This window comes from Bradyrhizobium sp. USDA 4451, from assembly GCF_054822585.1.
Genome location: NZ_JBTRCH010000001.1, coordinates 4,801,573 through 4,821,840, shown reverse-complemented (window position 1 = coordinate 4,821,840; position 20,268 = coordinate 4,801,573). Strand labels below are relative to the sequence as shown.

The 20,268-nt window shown below is 65.6% G+C and carries 9 protein-coding genes; all 9 read right to left on the bottom strand.

Annotation, left to right across the window (positions count from 1 at the left end):
- Nucleotides 1–116: 116 nt before the first annotated feature.
- Nucleotides 117–335 (bottom strand): hypothetical protein, encoded by a 219-nt coding sequence (locus ACVMB0_RS22075; RefSeq protein ID WP_461347657.1) that lies wholly within the window; start codon nt 333–335, stop codon nt 117–119.
- A complete protein-coding gene (locus tag ACVMB0_RS22070; RefSeq protein ID WP_461347656.1) occupies nt 265–12,039 on the bottom strand; it encodes a filamentous haemagglutinin family protein in 11,775 nt (3,924 codons plus the stop codon). The genes ACVMB0_RS22075 and ACVMB0_RS22070 overlap by 71 nt, the downstream gene beginning before the upstream one ends.
- Nucleotides 12,040–12,216: 177 nt before the next feature.
- The gene (locus tag ACVMB0_RS22065; RefSeq protein ID WP_461347655.1) at nt 12,217–13,275 is read right to left on the bottom strand and encodes a FecR family protein; all 1,059 of its coding nucleotides are present in this window, start codon (nt 13,273–13,275) and stop codon (nt 12,217–12,219) included.
- A gap of 31 nt (nt 13,276–13,306) precedes the next feature.
- Complete coding sequence (locus ACVMB0_RS22060; protein ID WP_461347654.1) at nt 13,307–13,810, bottom strand: RNA polymerase sigma factor; 504 nt, start codon at nt 13,808–13,810, stop codon at nt 13,307–13,309.
- 10 nt (nt 13,811–13,820) lie between these two features.
- The gene (locus ACVMB0_RS22055) at nt 13,821–14,513 is read right to left on the bottom strand and encodes a TonB C-terminal domain-containing protein (protein WP_461347653.1); all 693 of its coding nucleotides are present in this window, start codon (nt 14,511–14,513) and stop codon (nt 13,821–13,823) included.
- A gap of 174 nt (nt 14,514–14,687) precedes the next feature.
- Nucleotides 14,688–16,976 carry a nitric oxide reductase activation protein NorD gene (locus tag ACVMB0_RS22050; RefSeq protein ID WP_461347652.1) on the bottom strand — a complete coding sequence of 763 codons (2,289 nt, stop codon included), beginning with the start codon at nt 16,974–16,976 and terminating at the stop codon, nt 14,688–14,690.
- A gap of 14 nt (nt 16,977–16,990) precedes the next feature.
- Complete coding sequence (locus ACVMB0_RS22045; RefSeq protein ID WP_461347651.1) at nt 16,991–17,803, bottom strand: AAA family ATPase; 813 nt, start codon at nt 17,801–17,803, stop codon at nt 16,991–16,993.
- 49 nt (nt 17,804–17,852) lie between these two features.
- Nucleotides 17,853–18,872: an alpha/beta fold hydrolase gene (locus ACVMB0_RS22040; RefSeq protein WP_461347650.1), complete on the bottom strand. Its 1,020-nt coding sequence runs from the start codon at nt 18,870–18,872 to the stop codon at nt 17,853–17,855.
- A gap of 33 nt (nt 18,873–18,905) precedes the next feature.
- Nucleotides 18,906–20,240 carry a purine-cytosine permease family protein gene (locus ACVMB0_RS22035; RefSeq protein WP_461347649.1) on the bottom strand — a complete coding sequence of 445 codons (1,335 nt, stop codon included), beginning with the start codon at nt 20,238–20,240 and terminating at the stop codon, nt 18,906–18,908.
- Between the last annotated feature and the right edge of the window lie 28 nt (nt 20,241–20,268).

The following is a 20,268-nucleotide window of genomic DNA, read 5'->3' as shown; positions in this document are numbered from 1 at the left end:
GCGATGAGATTGCGTTGAATCGGCTTGGCGCGGTCTTGGTTTCACCTCTTCCCGTCGGGGAGAGGTGAAGTTTCGGCGCCGCTGCAGCCTAACCTAAACTCATCTTGCTCTGGGAGCTAGTTCGCCATCTGGCCGCGCTCGTCAGGTGTCAGCTTCTTCAGCTGTTCCGCGGTCAATTGGCCGTCGCCGATGACCTGGAAGGCGCTGTTCGGATCGTATTGGCTCTGCTTGTCGTTGCCGCGCCGCTTTTGGTCATCGCCGCCGTCACCGCCGCCATAGCCGAGCACTTCGACGATGATGACCGAGGGCTGATCGTTGGTGCGCGGCGGCGGCACGGCGGCCCTGTTTGGCAGAGGCGCCGGCCGTGTTCGAGGCCTCGCTCAGGGCGCCCATGTTGGGCGCCTGGACCTGCGACACGCCGACGACGCCACCCTGCGCCTGGATATTGGCGGCGTTGACGATATGCAGCGCCGCGATGTTGACGAAGCTCGAGGCGCGGATACCCGCTTCGCCGGCGTCGACGGTGCCGAGCGGTGCGATCAGGTCGACCGTGCCGCGCGGCACCTCCGGGATCGGTTGCAGCGTTGCGATGCCGGCGCCGCTCGACGGCACCACCGGGGAGATCGTGATATTGCCGTAGCTGTCGTAGGCGCGCTTCGGCGGCGTATAGATCACCGTGGTCTTGGCGCCGCGACCGGCATTGATGTCACCCTCCGCCGACCAGATCACGATATTGCCGCCGAACGTGGTCATGATGCGCGACAGGCCCATCAGCACGCTGTTCTGGGAATAAATCTGGATGTTACCCGCGCCTTGCGTGATGAGGCCCGCATCACTGCCCGGCAGCAGCCCCTCGGTCCCGATCGTGACGCCGCCGCCCGGCGTGAGGAACTGGACGTCGCCACCGAAATCGGTGTGAACGAAGCCGCTTTGAATCGCGTAGTTCGGCGCGCCCGGCGTGCCGGTTGCAGCGGTGAACATCCTGATGTCGCCGCGATAGGCGGACGGATTCGGGAATAGCGCAGCGATCGCCTCGCGCCCGCGCAAATAAGAGCCGGCGCGCGGGCCGTTCGTATCGTTGTATTCGCGCCCGCCGGCGGTCAGCTCGGCATAGTAGACCTGCCGCAGGAAGATGCGCTGCTGCTCGCCCGGCAGCGTGAGGAAGTAGCCGAGCGCGTCCGCCTTGGTCCCGCTGTAGCCGAAACGGTCCGTCAGCCAGGCATAAAGCTCGTCGCCATAGGTCTTCGCCACCTTGCCGTGCTGGTCGGCGAGCGGCCCTGCGCCGGCGAGGTTGTCCGGATCGAGATAGAGCCTGGCAAAGCCGCTCCAGTCGACCTGGCCGACACCAATCTCGCCTGCCCCGACGCCAGCCTGCATGACCACGTTTGCGCCGGGCCGCTTGTCACCGGCGGCCAGCGCGCCAATGCTTTCGACGGTCGCCGCCGATCCCTGATAGATGTTCCTGGCCGCGGTGATTTCGAGCGTACCCGGGCCGGCAATCGTCCAGCCTCCGCCTACTCCGGATTCGAGCCCCGGCCAGCCCGCATAGATGACGCTGCCGCCGGCCGCGATGACGGACACATCGTTGGGGTCGTTGTGCAGGATCAGGCCCTTGGTATTGACGATGTCACCGCCCGCCAGCATCCGCAGTGGTCCTGCCGCCTGATAATAAACTTCGCTGGAGTCGACGCCGTCAGTGGTCCTCCGCACCGTAACGGTCTGGCCATAGGTGATCCCGGTGATGTCGCCGTTCACCGCATAGACTCGTGCGGGGTCGCCCTGGTTCGGCGCCGGGTTACCCTTCACCGTGTTGGCACCAAAGGCAAAGGGGTATCCGCCCGTCGGGTAAGAGTAGACACCAAATCCACTGATGACGTCGTTCACTTGCGCGAAGTTGCCCCAATAATTCGAGGCCGTGATGACCTGTCCCCAGGGTTGGGTGATCGAGATCGCCCAAGCCGGCTGGAATGGTGTCGCGAGCGCCGATACCGGCGCCATCGACGCCCCGATGGCGTTCGTGGTGCTGAAGATCGATCCTTCCGCCAGCATCTCGAACGCGCCGCCATTCTCTGACGGCAGCAGCATTCCATCCATCGAATTGTAGATGTTGCCGTTCGCGGCGATCGCCCGCACGGTCGAGGGCAGGAACTGGAAGCCGAATGGCGCACTGCCCGGCGCGAGCGAACCGCCCGCGGCGAACATGTTGACGGCGGTCTGCCCCGTCCACAGCGTGAACCAGCTGGCGCCCTGGCCGCTGGTGCTGCCGTTATCGGCGGCCGTCACGCCGGTGACACCGACCCGGCCCGGATCGAGGATGGCTCCGACAGCCAGATCGCCACGTGCACGGATGTCGATCACGCTGTCGCCCGGTGCGAAATCGCCGCCAGCGGCCGTGATCATCGAATAGGACGTCAACGGATTGGACGGCCGCGGATCTGCCCCGCTGTCGTTGCGGAGGTTGCTTGCGACCATGCTGCCGAAATCGCCCGTCGCGACATCCATCGCACCGCGCAGATCGACGAATTGATTGCCGCCGATGCCGACGTCGCCAGCCTTCACCGACAGCGTGCCGCCGCCGGTCTGCACCAGGCTGCCATCGGCCATCACACGGCCGCTGCCACCGACAGCGATGACGACACCACGACCGGCGCCACCGATCCTGCCGCCGGCTTGCAATGTGACATTGCCGCCGCCGAGCGTACCAAGACCGGAGAAGGCTGAGAGTCCCAAAGACAAGATGCTTGGGTCACGGATTTGATCGAGCGTATAGCTGCCGAAATTGATGCCCCAGGCGGTCCTCTGACCGATCTCCGAGCCCCCCTGGCGCCATAGCCACGACCCAATCTCGGTCGTGCCCTTCGTCAGCGTCCCGCTGACGTCGCCTTGCGCCACCAGCAGGAAATCGCCGCCATGCTCGGGGTAATACATTCGCTGCGAGCCGAGCGTTGATTCATAGCTGACATTTGCCGATCCCAGCACAGTGCCATCGGTCACCGTGCCGCGGTCGACGTTATAGTCGGCATTCGCTGCCGTCCCGGTCTCCCTGATCGCGGTGCCGGCCGTGTAGACGCCGAACGGCGACTGCTGATCGTAATTGCCGCCGGCGAGAATCTCGAGATCGCCCGTGCCTGTGCGCACGACGCTGACACCCAGTGTGGTCGGTTTGTTGATGGTGACGTTATACGGATCGTTCAACACCACGTTGCCCGAACCGGCGAGCGCGCCGGCCGTCCGCAGCGCGCGGCTGTCGGCGCTCGCAAGATCGGCGCCGCCCACCAGCCGCATCGACCAGGCCTGCGTTCCCGGAGCGAGCATCGGCGAAATCGCCCAGACCTGCCGATCGCCTGGCCCGACCAGATTGACGTTCGTCATCCCGGCCGGCAACACGGTGCCCTTGGGAAGCGGCGTATCGGTGGTGAACGTGTAGCCGCCGAACAGGACAAGGCTGGTCGTTGGCGGCAGTGTCACGGGCTCAATCACCAAACTGAGCGTCGAATTGATGAACTCTCTGCCGGTGAAATAGACACCCTTTTCAAGCACGGTGCCGGCCGGAAACACCGTTCCAGCGGGGATCGTATCACCGGGATTGTAGATATGGTCCGGCGCGATGATGCGCCCGCCATTCACCATCCTTACCGGAATCGGACGCCCCACCACCGCGAAGTCCTCAGCCAGTTTGATGTCGACGGGAAGCGGATTTGCGGCGTCCGGGCTCTGCTGCACACTTCCGCCGACGAGGTTCAGCTCCATGTTGATTGTGCCATCGCTCGAAATCGTCGAGCCATTGCCGATGACCACACCATTCGTCGTGACCGTATAGGCGTCAGACAAGGTGCCGGAAGCAATCACAGTCACAGCATCGGGCGATGCCGGCGGCGGTGCGAAGCCGTCATTGATGCTGCCGTTGATCTTGAGATCGTTGGCAGCACGGACCACCAGCGCGCCCGGTTCGCCGGAGCCACGCATGGCCGGATCGGCGCCCGGCCCATAGCGATAGGCGGAGAAATCCAGATCGCCCTTGGTCGAAAGATCACCGTCCGAGGTGATCGCAACGCCGGGCCGCAGATGGAAGCTCGAGCCATAGGCCGCGAGCCCGGCCAGGCGGTTCCGCAGGTCGCCATTCTGGAGCGCCGCATTGATGAATGCCGTGCTGTCCTGATGCAGACCGTCGAGATAGGCCTGATCGATGATGCTGCCGCCCGGCAGGTCATAGGTGCGGAAGCCGTTCAACGCGATACTGCTGACACCGCGAATATTGAACGGGCCGCGCGCGTTGATCGCGATGTCGTTGGCGCCCGCACCGTCGCCGCCAGCGCCGCCGCGTCGTGGCGCGTTGAGCTCGATCTTGCCGCGCGGGACGCCGTCCGGTGAGCTCATGTCGATGGTCGCACCGGCAGCCACCGTCGTCGTGCCGTGCGTAGTGGTGAGCTCGACATGTGCGGTGTTGTTGGCGTCGATCGGCGCGCCGTAGCTGTCGGTCTGCAGCACGTTGCCGTGGACATCGAGCACCGCATTCGCCGTCAGCGTGAGATCGTCGCGCGCCGACAGGCGGACGGCGCCGGGCTTGGCGCCGCTGGCGTCGATCCTGCCATCGACCGTGAGGCTGCCTTGATCGACCGAGACCGTCAGGTAGCGCGCCTTCACACCATCGCCGATCACAAGGCTGCCCTGCCGAAGATCAAAGCTGCGAGCGTTGAAGAAACCGGCATCGTTGAGCTTGGCGTTCAACGCGGCGAAATCGCCGAAATTCTGCGCTGCGACCGTGAACTGCCCGCTGTCGTAATCGCCGGTCGACGATCCCCTCAGCGTGCCGTCGAACGAGACCTGCCCGTGCGCGGCATCGATCGCCTTCGCCGCGATCGAGCCCGCCGCATTGTTGGCGGCCGAGACATCGATCACCGAACCCGCATTCTGGATGATATTGCCGCTGGTGGAGCTCAGGATGAGATCGCCGCCCCAGCTGAACTTGGTGACGTCGAAAAAGGCGATGCCGCGGCCCGACAGGTCGACGGTCGCGTTTGCGCCGAGCACCACATCGTGCGTCGCGTTCAGCGTCAGCTTGCCGGATGGCAAGGCGAACGCAGTGTCGACAAAGACGCTGTCGCCGGTGAAGGAGAGCGTGCCGCCGAGATCCGTCACGCCACGCGTATCGGCGGGAGCGGCCCCCGCCGACGTGACCAGGCGCAAGGCTGCACCCGCACTGACGTCGAGCTTGGCGCCATTGCTCGCCGTGATCAGCGGGGTTGCGATGGTGAGCGCGCCGCCCTGCAAGGCACCATTGCTGTCCTGGCCGAGACCCACCTTCAGCGTGCCGTCGCTGTTCGCGGTGATGCGCTTCGTCGCTGTCAGGCTCACATCCGAGAAACCAAGCGCGAGACGGTTCAGCGTTGCACCATCGGTCGGCCTGCTTAGCGCAGCATCGTAGCCGAACAGGATCTCGCTGGCCGTGATGGCGAGATGCCCGGATCCCGTGCCGGGCCCGCCCGGCAGGACACCGGCAGGCACCTGGCTGCCATAGGGGTTCGATGGGCCGCCGTCGCCGCTGCGGATGCCGTTCCAGACCAGCGTATCGGCCGTGATGCTCGCGGTGTCGCTGGCGGAGCCGAGCCCGTAGATGGCCGGCGTATTCAGAACGAATTTGAGCGGGTCGGCCGAGGCGCCCTGGCGCGTGGTGTCCAGGCTGACGCTGCCGATCAGATTGAAGGAACCGCTCGCCGTGATGATGAGCTGCTCAAGTGCCGGACTGCCCGCGCTTGTCGAGGGCCGCAAAAGCTTGTCGAGCACGCCTTGGGTCAGATTCCATCCTGGCGGAAGCTGGCCTGCGGCCTGCGCTGCCGCGAGCGCCGCCTCGGTGCCGACATTGACCTGCTCCTGCGTCACGTTGAGGTAGCGAGCACCGAAATTGACGTCGCCCATCGTGAGTCCGCCCGGCGCGGCCAGCACGATGCTGCCGTCGGTCAGCAGCGAGGCACCGCTCGCAATGCTGATTTGTCCGGATCCAACCGCGTCGAGAAACTGGAACCAGCCATTGGCGACCCCGAGCACGGCCGTACTGCTGGTCGTACTCGTCGACGTGGGGTCCAAATTGCCGTAGACATAGCCGAGCGTGGAATCGATCGCGTTGGTTTTCAGGCCGCGCGTATCGATGCTCGCGCCGCCTGCCATATTGACCGACGTACCGACAAGGAACACTTGGCCGGCCCGGATCGCCGCGCCGTCGAGCAGATTGACCGTCGAGTTACCGTCGAAATAAATCTTGGCACCGGCCCCGGAATTCGTTTCCACGGCGTACACGCTCGTGCCGCCCAGCAACAGCGTTGGTGCATTGAAGGCGTTGATGTCGTCGCTCGATATGGACGTGTGCCCGGCGATGGGCACGGCTCCAGGCGCCGTGATGTCAAGCACGACGGATTGCAACGGCCTGATCGACAGCGTGCCGTCGACGCCGTCCTTCGCACCACCGAATAAGGCCGTGCCGGCGAACGACAACGACTTCGCGTTGTCCGGCTGCGAGAGCAGGATGATCTCGAGGACCTTGCCGTCCTCCGGCAAGCGCGGCCGGAACCCGCCGAATAGGGCCGTTTGCGCGCGCGCGAAATCGGCATAGCTGGTTTCGTTGTACTGCGAATAATGCCGCGTGGTCTGGCCCGAGGTGAGGATCACCCGTGTCGGCAGCGTGTCCCGGATCGCGCTGTTGGCAACCCCGAGATAGCCCGACGTGACGACGGAGCCGTTGCCGGCCGCCACGGGCGGCACCACAGTCGTTCCGGTCGCGCCGAGCTCGACTCGATAGCCGCCCGGCAGCAGCGCATAGCTCGACGGCAGCAGCGTGTAGGTGCCGGCGGGCAGTCCTGGTACGCCTGAAGGAAGCGTGATCTGCTGGCCGATCGCCGGATCTCCGGCGCCGTTGGTCGCGATCGCCGGCGCATAGTCGGCTGCGTAACCGGGCAGGATGGCATAGACCTTGTTGCCGGCCGCGCTGTAGCTGTTGGCCGGATTGGCATTGACGAGCGCCGTCTTCAGCACATCGACCGAGCCGCCGCGACCGGAGATGAAGCCTGCCCCCGTGAGCGAGCCACCACCGGACAGGTCGAGCACCGACCCGGGCTCGCCCACGACCGAGCCGGCAGTGAGCGAAATCCCGCTCGCAATCCTGATACCGTTGACATGATCTTCGTAGGAAGCACTCGCCAGATTGTACAAGGTGCCGTCTGCGCCTTGATAGGCGATGCCATCCGAGGTGCCGCCAAACGGCATGGTCAAGCCGGCCGCGCTCGCCGACGTGATGCTGCCGCTGCGGAACGTGATACGCGCGTCGGTTGGGGGCGGGATAAGCGGCCCGTTGTCGAGCTGCGTAGCATTGAACCAGATCCGACCAAGCGGTGCGCGAACCACGCCGCCCTGGTCAATGTTGGCGGCAATCAAATCCAGATCACCAAAGGCCGAAGCCGGAACCGGCGGCGTCTCGCCGTCATTGCGGCGGATGATGAGATGCGCGTCGGGATCATAGGCGGCGGACGGCGAGCTTGGACGGAGTCCAACCTTGATCAGCGCGAGGGCACCGCTCAACGGATAGATCTGGTCGGCAGTCAACGCGAGGTTTTCAACATCGAGCCCGCCGGTGCCGAACCTGATATCGCCATTGCTCTGCAGCGCGACCTGATGAAAGCCGCGGGCATCGAATGGAATGCTGACAGGACGTCCGATGTCCGCGTCCCCACTGCCCTGTTGGCCGGTGGCCCCGAACTGGACCGGCCCGTACACATCGATCAGGTCACCGGAGACTGTGAAACGTCCGCCCGCCGCGGGGTTGCGAACGCGAAGATTGTTGATTCCGGGGGAGTACCCGACGTTCACCTGAGCATCTTCGGCGTTGTAGACGCCATCGAGACGGACATAGGGCGCCGACAAATGGATCGTGCTGTTCGGCGTGTCGGGCGCCGATGCGATGACGCCGCTCGACAGCCGAAGACTGCGCGACAGGCTGAGATTCACATTGCCGTCAAAGGTCAGAAGATCGCGCGTATTGAGCGCGAGCGAGCCGAAGCCCCCCTTCTCGACCTGGTTGACGCCAAGCACAGTCCGCCCGAACTGCAGGGCCGGATCGGCCTGCCCCGGCAACAGACCGGCGGCAAGGCCGCTGCCGGGTGCGTTTTGCATGAGCGTGATATCGCGCGACTGCTGGAATTCCGGAGGCAGGTCGCTGCTGGCATAGGGCGAATTGGCATTCGGCTGCCCGACGATATAGCCGCGCCACGACATCGTCAGGTTCAGCGCGCCGCCGGATGCGCCGCTGCCGCCGGCCCCCGCGCGCAAGGTGCCGTCGAGCGCCATCCCGAAGCTGGAATAGAGCGAGATCGCTCCGCCGTCGCTCGCGGCAGGCGTCGGGACATAGCCGTTGCCGCTGAGCACATCGACCACCGCAGAGGTGCCCGACGCGTCGATCAGCGCACCGGGGCGAACGATCACGAAGGCATCGCTGACGACGGGATATTTTGGATCCAGCGCGCCGGTGCCGCCGATCCGGATCGTGCCGCCGTCCGGCACCGCCGCATAGGAGATCCCGTTCTCGTCGCGCCCGACCGCGTCGCGCGCCGAGACGTCCAGCACCGCATCGTCGCCGATCCAGAATGAACGCGTCAGCCCGAACTCGCCGTAACCGGAATTGTACCTGGTATCGCCGGGCGCGTCCTGCAGGCTCGTGATCAGGATATTGCCGGCCGGCGCCGTGATCGCACCGTCGATGACCGTCTGGCGATTGGCGTAGATCGAGACCGAACGTCCGGGATCGACGTTGATCGACGCGCCCTTCGCCAGCGTGAAGTCATGCAGGCTCCAGAATGTCACATCGGCGCCGACGCGCTGCGTCGCGCTGTGCGCGAACGGACTGAGCGTAAATCTGGGCGGCGTCCACAGTTCCGCGGCATCCGCGACCAGGCTCCCGCTCGGCGCGGTGAAGCTGCCCTGGCTGAAGCGATAGACCGGCACCTCGGCATCCACGCGCGTGCCTTCGCCGATCCGGATGCCGGTGTTGCTGCTGATGTTGTAGGACGTGAAGCCGGACTGGAAGATCGCTGGATCGAGCACCAGCGCGTCGGCGACGGCCTTGCCGACCGCGATCTCCTGGCCCGCGTTCAGCGTCAGCGTGCCGCCGCCAGCAAAACCATAGGCGCGAATGGCGCCATCGAGGATGAGCGGGTTGGCGAAGAACTGCGTCCCGGCGAGATGCGAATAGTCATTGGCCACGAGGCTGACATTGCCGCCCTTGCCGCCCTGCGTCTTGCCGTTCGCCAGGATGGCGCCGCCCGACGACACATCGATCAGCGACCCGCTCGCCAGCGTGATACTGCCGGTGGTCGAAACCGTGAAGTTGCCGCCGTCGAGATGCGCCCGGCCGGATCCATCCGTACCGGTCAGCTCGTTGCTCCACAGCCCGCTGAGATCAACGGCGACGTTCTGGCCGATCGTGACCTGCGCCTTGCCGTTGCTGTCGTTCAACGCCCACCATTGTTCGTTCTGCCCCTGGCCGAGCACGGCATGCATCAGATTGGTCAGCATCACGCTGCCGCCATGCGCCGTGACGTTGGCGCCGAGTTCGACATGCGGCGCCGTAAAGGTCACTTGCGCGCCGGGGGCAAGCTCGAGCGGCGCTTCGACAAGGATGTCCTTGCTGCTCGCAACGTTGAGACCGCCGAGCCTGGCAGCGTTGATCGCGTCCGAATTGAACAATGCCGTCCCGATGCGATCGTCGGGCAAGACCGATGTTGCGGTCAGCGCCCCCGTGATCTCGGGCGTTCGGCCGAACACGACCCGCGCGGCGGATGCATCGGTGAGGCCGAACCCCGAATAGCCACCGAGCGCGAGCTTGGCCTGCAGCGGTGCAACGTCCTGCGACAGCTTGTAGCCGTCGGTGGTCCCGCTCGGCCGCGCCGTGGTCTGGCGCACGCCGGTCACGACATCGGCGACGATGTCCGCCTCGAACACCGCCGTCGGCGTCGACAGGATGAGAGCGCCGGCGTCGCGGCCGATGGTGTAGCCGTCTTCCCAGCGGGTGGTGACGCGGCCCTTGCCGAACGGGCTGGTCCAGATTTCGGTCAGATTCGGCGCAACCTTGCCGCCGAGCTTGTGCTCGCGAATGAAACCTGAGCCAAGGCCGTAGAACTGCATGTCGGCGCGGGCCTGATCGGCACTGTAGAGCCGGCCGTCAGCGCCAAGGAAATTGCTGGTGCGGATATAGCCGCCCTGATAGCTGACCGAGCCGCCGGAGACATCGAACACCGCCCCCTGCTGCGCGACCACTTCCTGCGCCGACAGCGTGACGGTGCCGCCGACCGCGGCCCATTCGCCGATCCGATGGGCGGTGTTGGCGAGATATCCCGAGACCTCGAGCAGGCCGCCCGGCGTATAGTATCGGTCCGTCGCATAACCGCCGGCGCCCGCCGGCACCAGCACCAGGTCGCGCGCGTCGATCCAGACATCGGCATTTTTCAGCGTGTCCCCATCGCGATTGACGGGCGAGTCGCGCAGCTCATTGCCCTGCACGTTGATCAGGAGGTTGTTGGCCGACATCGGCAGCAGCACGCCGCGCACGCCCGAGACGTCGATCACCGATCCGCTCTCGGCGAAGATGCGGCGGCCGGCGCTGACCGCCACCTGGCCGCCTTGCGCCTGCGTGATCGAGCTGTCCTTGAAGGTCACGGTGCCGCCGCTGACGATCTCGATACGTCCCTGATCGAGCCGGTCGGACAGCAGGGACAGATTGTCGAACTGGGCGTTGGCGACCGGAGCGTGGCTGAAAGCGCTGGAATCGGCGAGCAGCTGGCTGCGCTGGCTGTCGAGCGCGGTGTCGCTGCTGTCGAGCTCGGGCAGGATCGCGGTCAGGCTGCCGCTGGCGACCGTGACGCTGCCGGCGGCGTCTGAGGCTGCGTTGAGCAGATGGATCGTGCCGCGGGTGTTGACCGAGCTCGTGGCGACAAGCACCCCGTCCTGGGTGATGCTGCGGCCCGCGAGCGTGATGTCGCCCTGCTGCGCGAAGATCAGGCCGGAATTGCCGACAGCTGCTGCGGCGTCGCGCACGATCGGCGCAATCTCGTTGCCGCGCGTGGTCGAGCCCTGGTTTGCGTCGGTGCTGTAACCCGGGCGCAGCAGAAAGTCGTTGCCGGCGGCGAGCTGTACCTGGCCCCGCGGCGCGCTGATCGAGCCGGCATTGCTGACCTCACTTCCCATCAACAGGACGAAGCCGCCGCCCTGCGTCACCGACGAAGGCGCGTTGGTCGCGATCAGGGCACCGGCCTCGACCGTCACGGTGCCACGGGCGCCGGTGAAGCTCGGCACGTATTGGCCGCTCGCCTGTTGCGAGTAGATGCCGTTGGTGAGGAACTGGGTATCGGTGATCCCAGCGGTCGAGGCGATCAGCGAACCGACATTCACCTGGCTCGCGCCGCCGAAAATGATTCCGTTCTGGTTGATCACATAGACCGAGCCGTCGGCCTTGACATTGCCGAGGATCTGGCTCGGCGCCGGAGAGCCGACCACGCGGTTGAGCGCCACCCAGTTCGCATTGCCCTGCTGATCGAAGCTCAGCGTGGTGCGCGCGCCGACATTGAACGAATTCCAGTTGAGGATCGCCTGCGGCCTGCTCTGCTGGATGCCGACCTGGGTCTGGCCCGCGGCATCGACCGCCTGCGTCGGCGCATTCGCCCCCTGCCATCCCGGCGCGGCCTGCAAACCGCCGGGCGCCAGGCCGTTGGGCACGGCGACCTGCGGCAACGTCACCGACCGTTGCGAAGTCTGCGCCGCGCTGCGCGCTGCATTCTGCAAGCCCTGCATCGCCTGGATGGCGCGCGTCGCCCGCGCCATCGCATCCTGGCCTTGCTTGCCGGCGGCGGCCGCATCCTGCGCGGCCGATTGCGACGCCGCCATCGCGGCAGCCGATGGCGACGCCGTCCAGGCCGATCCAAACGGGCGCGCGGCCACCGGGGCGCTGGCAAGGAGCGCCACGACGCTGGCGCTGCCGAACAACGCAGCGCGAACCGTCATGCGAGCGTGGGACCTGGAGGAACGGGGAACCATGGGATCGCTTTCTTGCGCGGGCGACGTAGAGCCGACGTTTCGTCCCGGCGCCGGCACCGAGACCCTCGCGGCTGTGACGATCCCTGATGGCTCGGCCCGCACGCCGGACTCGAACCTTTTTCGCAAACCCCGCCCGCCGCCTCCTCAGCTCAGCAGCACGATGCCGCCGGGAAGTGTTTTCGCTTTCACGCCAAACGCTTGCTCGAGCTGCACGAGAACCTCGTCGATCCGGTCGATATTGAAACGGCCATTGATCAGGTGCGCGTTCAGCTCGGCATTGACGACGAAGATCCGGCCCGACCGGTACCGATTCACCTCTTCCACCACCTTCGGCAGCGGCGTGTAGCGGAAGATCAGCAGGCCCTCCTGCCAGGCCGCCTCGACGGCCGGATCGATCGCGACGATATCGCTCATGCGCCTGGCGTCATAAGCGACCTGCTGCCTTTCGCGAACGATGCGGGCATTGCCCTGGTGCTCGACCCGGACCTCGCCGCCCAGGCAGGTGACGCGCACCTCGGCGCCGAGGTAACGCACGTCGAACGAGGCTTGCGTTGCAACCGTTTGACCGCTGGACGCGATCACGGTCACAGGCCGCAACAGCTGCGGCGGCGTCGCGATCGATGCTTGTCCCGAGATCAACTCGATCCGGCTGGTGTCGCGGTGGTCCGGCCGCAGTGCGATGCTGGTTCGCGTGTCGAGGTTGATCGAGACGCTGTCGCTCAGGGCGAGCTTGCGCTGCTCGCCCGTCCCCGTCCGGTAGTCCGCCGCAAGCTCGGACCAGGACGGCCAGAGCGCGAGCGGCGGATGCAGCGCGACCACGCCGGCAGCCACCGCGGCGGTCGCAAGTCCGCCCCGGAGCACGAGCCTGCGGGTCATCACGCGCTTTGCCTCGCCGTCGAGCAAGGCGCCGAGCGATACAGGATCGTAGCGGAGGTTATCGCCGGCGCTGCCAACGGTCTCCCAAAGCTTGCTGGCATTGGCAAAGGCCGTCGCATGGGCTGCGCTCTGCTGACGCCACAGCTGGAATGCGTCGGCATCGGCGACCGTCGCCTCTCCGGACGTCAGGCGCCGCACCCAGGCGTGGGCCTCCCGCTCCGTTGCGCCGAGCCCCATCGTCGATTTGCCGCCTTCCCGCGTCATGCAGACTTGCCTCGCAGCGCAAGCCGTCGGCAGCCGCCGCATCCAGACCGTGCGCTTGCCCATTTGACGTTCGTCATAGCCAAAAACCGCACAATTATTTTCCGAGCCGCATGGCACAATGTTCCAGAGCGAGGCGGAGCTCCTTCTCGACCAGACGCAACGAGACCCCGAGGCGCTTGGCGATTTCCCGCTGCGGCATGCCCTGAAGCCGCGCCGCCAGCAGGATGACCCGGCGGCGCGGCGTCAGTTCCGCTATCGCCTTCTCCAGCGCCTCGATCTCGAAGCGGGCTTCCGCAATCTGACCCGGCCCTGGCGCGTCGTCGACAATATGAAGCAGATCCTGAACCTCGCTGCGCGCCAGACGCCGCTTCTCGGCGCGCTGCCGATCGATTGCGACGTTAAAGGCCATGCGGAACAGATACGCGGCCGGGCTTTGCACCGCCTCCGCCACCTCAACCCGCCCGAGACGTACATAGGTGTCCTGCAACGCGTCGCTGGCAAGCTCCGTCGATCCCAGGCGACGGCTCAGCCGCAGCTTGAGATCATCATAGCTGGCAGCCAAGAAGCTGCGCAGCATGGTCCGGTTTGCGTCGCTCATTGCGGCACGCTCAATTCGCCTCGCTACGGATGGCGTCGATGCCGGCGCAGTCCTGCGCCTGTTGCGACGGGTGCGGCACAACGACCATCGTCAGGGGTTGCGCGATGCCTGGCGGAGGCACCTCCCGCATTTTCAATCCACGCAGCGTCGCCTCGATCGCGCTGTCGACGCGCGCATCGCCGCTCCTGCTGAGAAGCCTGGTCTGCTGGACGGCTCCGGTTGGGGCGAGCCAGAACTGCACGGCGATCCGGTACCGGCCCGGCCGCAACATGGTGTCCCGGCAGAAAGCGTCGCGAACGCGCTCCTGCACCACGGCATAATAGCGGGCTCGCATGATCGGATCGCCCTTGGGCGCAGCGCCATCGGGTGTCGCTGGCTGCCCGCCAACCGGAAACGAGGGCACGATCACCACTGCATTCTCCGACGTCAGACGGCCGACAAGGCCCGTTCCATCAAGCAGGATCTGCAGCGCCTCGGACGGCGCGAAAACTCCCCTCACCTCGCCCGAGAGCCGACCGGTTGCAAGCCTCGCATCGTAGAGCACCTCGCGCCTCGATATGGCGCCGTAGCTCTCCAATGCGGAGGTCAGGGGTTGCGACGGGATATCGAACGTGATGCGCTGCGCAGGAGCGATCGGACCTTGTTGTCCCAACGCGACATCGGTACTTGCGCCCAGCACGCAAAGGCAGACCAAAACGCACATTCGACGAGCGTCTGAGGGGCGCCCCGCCAAGCCCCTCGCAAGAGATCCAATGCTCATCGTATCCGCGTCGATTGTTTCCCAGGCGGGCCGCTGTGTCCAATCTGCAACGTTAGCGGCGAAGTATGACAACGGTGCGTAGGCCCGCGGAGGCGATCCGCAGCTCGACGGCAGTCTCTATTTCTTCAGTTCCGCATAGAGCTGCATCACCCGTTGCGGCAGCACTTCGATCCGCGGCACGCGGAGCGCATGGCGCTCGCCGAAAATCCGATCGAGCTGGGGAAACTTGTGCTCCCCGATCCGGAAGGCGAAAATATCGGTGCCGCGCCGCCGCAGCTGCTGGGCGGCACGGCGCGCGTCCTCGACGAGATATTGCGGATCGGGCACATCGATGTCGGACGGTTCGCCGTCGGTGAGGACGAGCAGCACCTTGCGGAACGCCCGCCGTCCGGCGAGGTAGCCGCCGGCATGGCGCAACGCCGCCCCAAGCCGGGTGGAATGGCTGCTGCCAAGTCCGGCGAGACGCGAACGGACGACGGCGTCCATCGGTTCCTCAAAGCCCTTGATGCGCAGATAGCGGACGCGCTCGCGGCCGTCGGAGCTGAAGCCGTGCACCGCGATCGCGTCATTGGCGGCGTCGACCGCCGAAGCCATGATCGCGGCCGCCTTGCGCTCGACATCGAGCACCGTCCGGCCGCGGCGGTCGCGGTCCGCGGTCGATTGCGACAGGTCCAGCAGCAGCAGGATCGCGAGATCGCGCGGCCCCGGCGCATCGCGCTGGTAGACCCTGGGCTCGCTGATGCTGCCGGCACGCCGCTCGATCGTCAGCGCAATCGCTGCGTCGATGTCGAGCGCATCGCCGTCGCGCTGACCCTTTTGACGGACCCGGCGGCCGATCGACGCGTCGCGGGTCAGTTCGGTGATCCAGCGCAGCGCCTCGGTGTCCGTCGAAGGATCGAACGGCTGCGCGGACGTGGCGGCATCGGCTTCCAGAATGGTGGTCCAGTCCGCCCGCTCGGTACGCGCCGCGTAGTCCCATTCCGGGTAGGTCGCGGCCGGAAATCCGTCCAGCAGGGTCACCGCGCGGGCCTTCGCGCGCAGCGTCTCGTCCGGCTTGGCGTTGTCGTCACTCGATTGGCCGCTCGGATCGTCGCGCCGTTCGATCCGCACCGAATCGACGGCAAGTTCGATCGTCTCGGTCGGACTGTCCGGCTGGTCGCCGAAATCCCACAGCGCCAAATTGTCATCGCGATAAGCGGGTTCGACGACATAGCTCTTGGCATTGAATTGCAGCCGCATCTGCCCGATGTCGTTGCCGAGCAGCCCGCCGATCTCGCGGCTGATGGCGGGGTCCGTCCAACGGCCGGCGGCGTCGGCAAACAGCCGACGTCCCTTGGTGACCCACGCATCCGGATCCTGATAGCCGGGATCGATCAGCGCCCGCGCCAGCCGCGTCATCAATCCGGCCGCAGTTGCCTGCCCCGACGGCGTCGCGGTGTGGAACGGCAGCCACAGCCGGCGCAGGCCGGGCATCTCGCGCAACGCCAGCGTCTCGACCCTGGCATCCTCGACCAGCGAGACCAGCGCGATCTGCAACGCCTTCAGCCGCCCCACAGGAAAGCGGACGGTGGAATGCGCCAGATGCGCGGCGGCATGCGCGACCGCCGCGAGATAGATCAAGTCCGCCGCCTCGCCCTCGAAGCCGGGAAAGGTCTCCGGAAGGCCGATCAGGCCGGCGGCCAGCGAAGTCCGCCGTGGCACCGACGTCGCCGCGACGGCAAGCTTGCGGAAGCGCGGCTTCCTGTTCCACAGCGCCAGCATGGTTGCCGCGAGGCGTTTCTCCAGCCGGGCAAAATCATCGCCGGTGCGGCCGACGGCGAACAGCCGCGCCGACAGCGGATCGTCGAGCGCGAAATAAGCGCGCCGCCGCGAGGCGCGGCCGCCGCTTGCGCGCAGGCCGGCAAAGACCCAGGCGGCAAAATCCTCGCCGTCGGCATGCGCGAGCAGCGGCCCCAGGCGGGAAATTGCAAGGGTCACCGATTCCGGTCCCATATCCGCGAGCTGGCCCAGCGCGGCAAGGACGGTGCTGAGCTCTCCGGCACTCGCGAGTTGCGGCAGCACCTTGGAGATCTCGGTCAGCAACGCATGGGCGGCGCGGCTTCCGGCGTTGCGGCCGACGTCCCGGGTCGCACGTCCGATCGCGATCAGATCATCGGTCGATCGCAGCGCCGGCCATTGCTCCGACAGGCGCAAGAAAGTCAGGACAACGGTCTGGCCGAGATTGGCCGCGAACAGCTCGTGCACGGTCTCGTCCCAGGCGGCGAGATGATCAAGCTGATCTGTCCGGTGCAAAGCGGCTCGCGCCGTCTGGACGGCCGCGCCGAGATCATCGTGGCCGCGCAGCAGCGCTGCGAGCCGACGACCGGATCGGAAGCTATCGAGCGAACTGATTTGCGCGACCGCCACCTCCGAATGTCCATTCACGCGCAGGCCGAGATCACGTCACGCAACGTGTTCCTGGTGTCGATGTCATCGGTCAGCGGAACCACGATCGTGGTCTCGCAGGCCTTTTCGAGGCTAATGCCGCATCCGATCAGGCGGCCGGCATTGACCAGCATCCGGGTCGAGGCGCCCTCGTCGAGGCTCTGGCCCTTCAGGTTTCGGCTGTGCTGGGCGATCTTCACCAGGAGATCGGCGAGATCAGGCTCGATGCCGGCCTCGCGCGAGACCACCTCGGTTTCGGCCGGCCGGTCGGGATAGCCGAAATCAAGCGCCGCAAAGCGCTGCTTGGTGGATTCCTTGAGGTCCTTGATCGCGCTCTGGTAACCCGGATTGTAGGAGATCACGAGCTGGAAGTCGGAATGGGCGTGGATCAGCTCGCCGCGCTTTTCCAGCGGCAGCACACGACGATCGTCGGTCAAAGGATGGATCACGACCGTGGTGTCCTGGCGCGCCTCGACGATCTCGTCGAGATAGCAGATCGCGCCGAGACGCACGGCCGTCGTCAGCGGCCCGTCGCTCCACACCGTACCCTGTGCATCGAGCAGCCAGCGGCCGACCAGATCAGCCGCCGTCATGTCCTCGTGACAGGCGACGGTGATGAGCGGCCGGCCGAGCCGCCAGGCCATGTATTCGATGAAGCGGGTCTTGCCGCAGCCGGTGGGGCCCTTCAGCATCACCGGCATGCGGCTCGCATAGGCTGCGCCGAACAATTCGACCTCGTCCCTGAGCGGCCGGTAATACGGCTCCTCCCGGATGCGGTACTGATCAAGCAGCAGTGCGGGATTGGACAAGCTCACGCCTCCCATGATCGCGCAGGCAGCCGTTCGCAATCGTTCGAGATCACGATGCGAGCAGTTCCTTGAGCTTGGCGTCGATGAAGGCGACGTCGACCGGATTGGTCCCCGGTCCTCCCGCGAAGTGGCCCCAGATCGACGGCACCGGCACGAACTCGGCATTCGGCATGTGCGCGACCTCGTTCTCGCTGTCTTCGGGCGGGAAGTAGAGATCGGTCCGGCCCGGCATGACATAGGTCTTGGCCTTGATCGCACCGAGCGCGGCCTTGAAATCACCCTTGTAGATCTCGTTGGCGCTGATGTCGCCGTTCTGCCAGGTCCACAGCATGGTCAGCAGATTGTTGGGATCCTTCGGCAGGAAGAAGCCCTCCCAGAACGCCACCAGGAAATCCTCAAGCGACGAATAGCCCATGGTCTTGATGTCGAGCTGCTCGCGATAGAACGCCTGCGAGAAGCCCCAGCCGGCATAGACGCGCGCGGCGGCGCGCAGGCCACGCGCCGGCTTCTCGGTGTACCATCCCTCCTTCCAGGCGGCATCCGCCGTGAGCGCGGCCTTGACGCCTTCGAGGAACACAAAATTGTGTCGTGAGCATTTGGCCGAACCGCAGAACGGGGCCAGGAGATCCATCATATCCGGATAGAGCGCACCCCAATGGAACGTCTGCAATGCGCCCATCGACCATCCGGTCACCAGGCGGATGTGCTTGATGCCGAATTTTTCGGTCACCAGCCGGTGCTGGGCCCGCACATTGTCATAGGCGGTCACCTGCGGGAAGCGCGGTCCGTTATACGGCTCGGGCGTGTTGCTCGGCGACGACGACAGGCCATTGCCGAGCATGTTCGGAATGATGATGAAGTATTTTTCCGGATCGAGCGCCATGCCCGCTCCGATCAGCCATTCGTTGTCGTAGTGCTGGCCGGAATACCAGGTCGGATAGACGATCACATTGTCCTTGGCCGCGTTGAGCTGGCCAAACGTCTTGTAGGCGAGCTTGCAGTCGCGGATGGTCGCACCGCGCTGCAAGGTCAGATTGGCGAGATCATAGATCTGATAGTCGACGCTCATTGCTGTACCCTTCTTGCTTGATTAGATCGTCGCTTACGCGGGACGCGCTACCTTTTCGGCCGGAGACTCCACCCGCGCGATCGCCCCGTACACGGTGCCGGCGACCAGCGCGGCCGATATCGCAGTCGACAGCCCCGGCATCAGATTCTCAACCGCAAAGGCGCATAGCGAGCCGATGCCCCAGGCGATGAACGGCTTCGCCCGCCAGTCAACGTCGGCGCGCGCATCGGCACGCAACAGATATTGATCGACCAGGATGATCGCGCCGATCGGCGGCACGAGGATGCCGAGCAGCGACAACCACTGGATGAAGAACGCCCAGACGTTGCCGGCGGCCACCACGATGCCGATGGCACCGAGGATCACGGCCATCAGCCGCATATTGGTGCCGAGGATCCGCGACCAGCCGGTGGCCGCATTGTACAGGCAGTGCGAGCACACCGAGCCGAGATTGGTGTAGAGGAAGATGAAGGCGAGAATGCTGAGCCAGGTGAGCTGCTTGCCGTTCATGAAGCCGAACATGTTGTCGACGCCGAATGGATTGGCGTTCGGCACCGCAAGCGCCGCCGTCATCACGCCGCCGACCAGCATCGCCACCAGATTGGCGAACGGGAACGCGCTGAAGGTCGAGAACAGCGACGCCCGCGGGCTCGGCGCCCAGCGGTTGAAGTCCGCGGTCACGGTTCCGGCATCGATGAACAGCGCCAGCACCACCGTGAGGCCGACGCCCATCGACATGCTGGCAACGCCGTTGTTGCCGGCATAGCCGAAAATCGCCGCTGCAGTTGTGGTCGAGGCCGCATCGGCCGCGACCCAGAGGCCGAGCACGACGAACAGCGGCACCGACGCCAGCCCGATATAGTGCAAGCCCTTCACGCCGACGAAGGTGATGCCGATATAGAGCACGCCTGCGACGATGGTCATCGCCACATAGTTAAGGCCGTAAGTCGAGGAGATCAGCGCGCCGGTGATGCCGGTCTGCACCGCATACCAGCCGAGCAGCAGGGTCGACAGCAGGCCCGACGCCAGCACATAGCCCTTCTTTCCGAACACGATGCTCGCGATCAGCGCGAAGTTCATGCCGCGCCGCGTGCCGATCAGGCCGAGCGCGCCGACATAGGCGAACATGATCAGATTGCCGATGATCATCGCCACCAGCGCATTCTTGAACCCCATGCCGAGCACCAGCAGCGATCCGGTCATCGCGCCGGTGATGATCATGGGAAAGCCCAGCCACACCATCGTGACCGAGAAGGCGCTGCGCCGGGCGCTGATCGGCACCGGCTCGTGCTCGAATTCATGGCCGAGAAGATCGTCGATTTGCTCCTCGGTCTGGTGAACCAGTCCGCTATTCGATTGACCGCTCATGATGTCGCCCCTGTTTGCCGGATGTGAA

Excerpts from the sequence above, each read along its gene's own strand:
- ACVMB0_RS22040 (WP_461347650.1), bottom strand. The coding sequence starts at position 18,872 with ATGAGCGTCGACTATCAGATCTATGATCTCGCCAATCTGACCTTGCAG.
- ACVMB0_RS22065 (WP_461347655.1), bottom strand. The coding sequence starts at position 13,275 with ATGGGCAAGCGCACGGTCTGGATGCGGCGGCTGCCGACGGCTTGCGCT.
- ACVMB0_RS22035 (WP_461347649.1), bottom strand. The coding sequence starts at position 20,240 with ATGAGCGGTCAATCGAATAGCGGACTGGTTCACCAGACCGAGGAGCAA.
- ACVMB0_RS22060 (WP_461347654.1), bottom strand. The coding sequence starts at position 13,810 with ATGAGCGACGCAAACCGGACCATGCTGCGCAGCTTCTTGGCTGCCAGC.
- ACVMB0_RS22055 (WP_461347653.1), bottom strand. The coding sequence starts at position 14,513 with ATGTGCGTTTTGGTCTGCCTTTGCGTGCTGGGCGCAAGTACCGATGTC.
- ACVMB0_RS22070 (WP_461347656.1), bottom strand. The coding sequence starts at position 12,039 with ATGACGGTTCGCGCTGCGTTGTTCGGCAGCGCCAGCGTCGTGGCGCTC.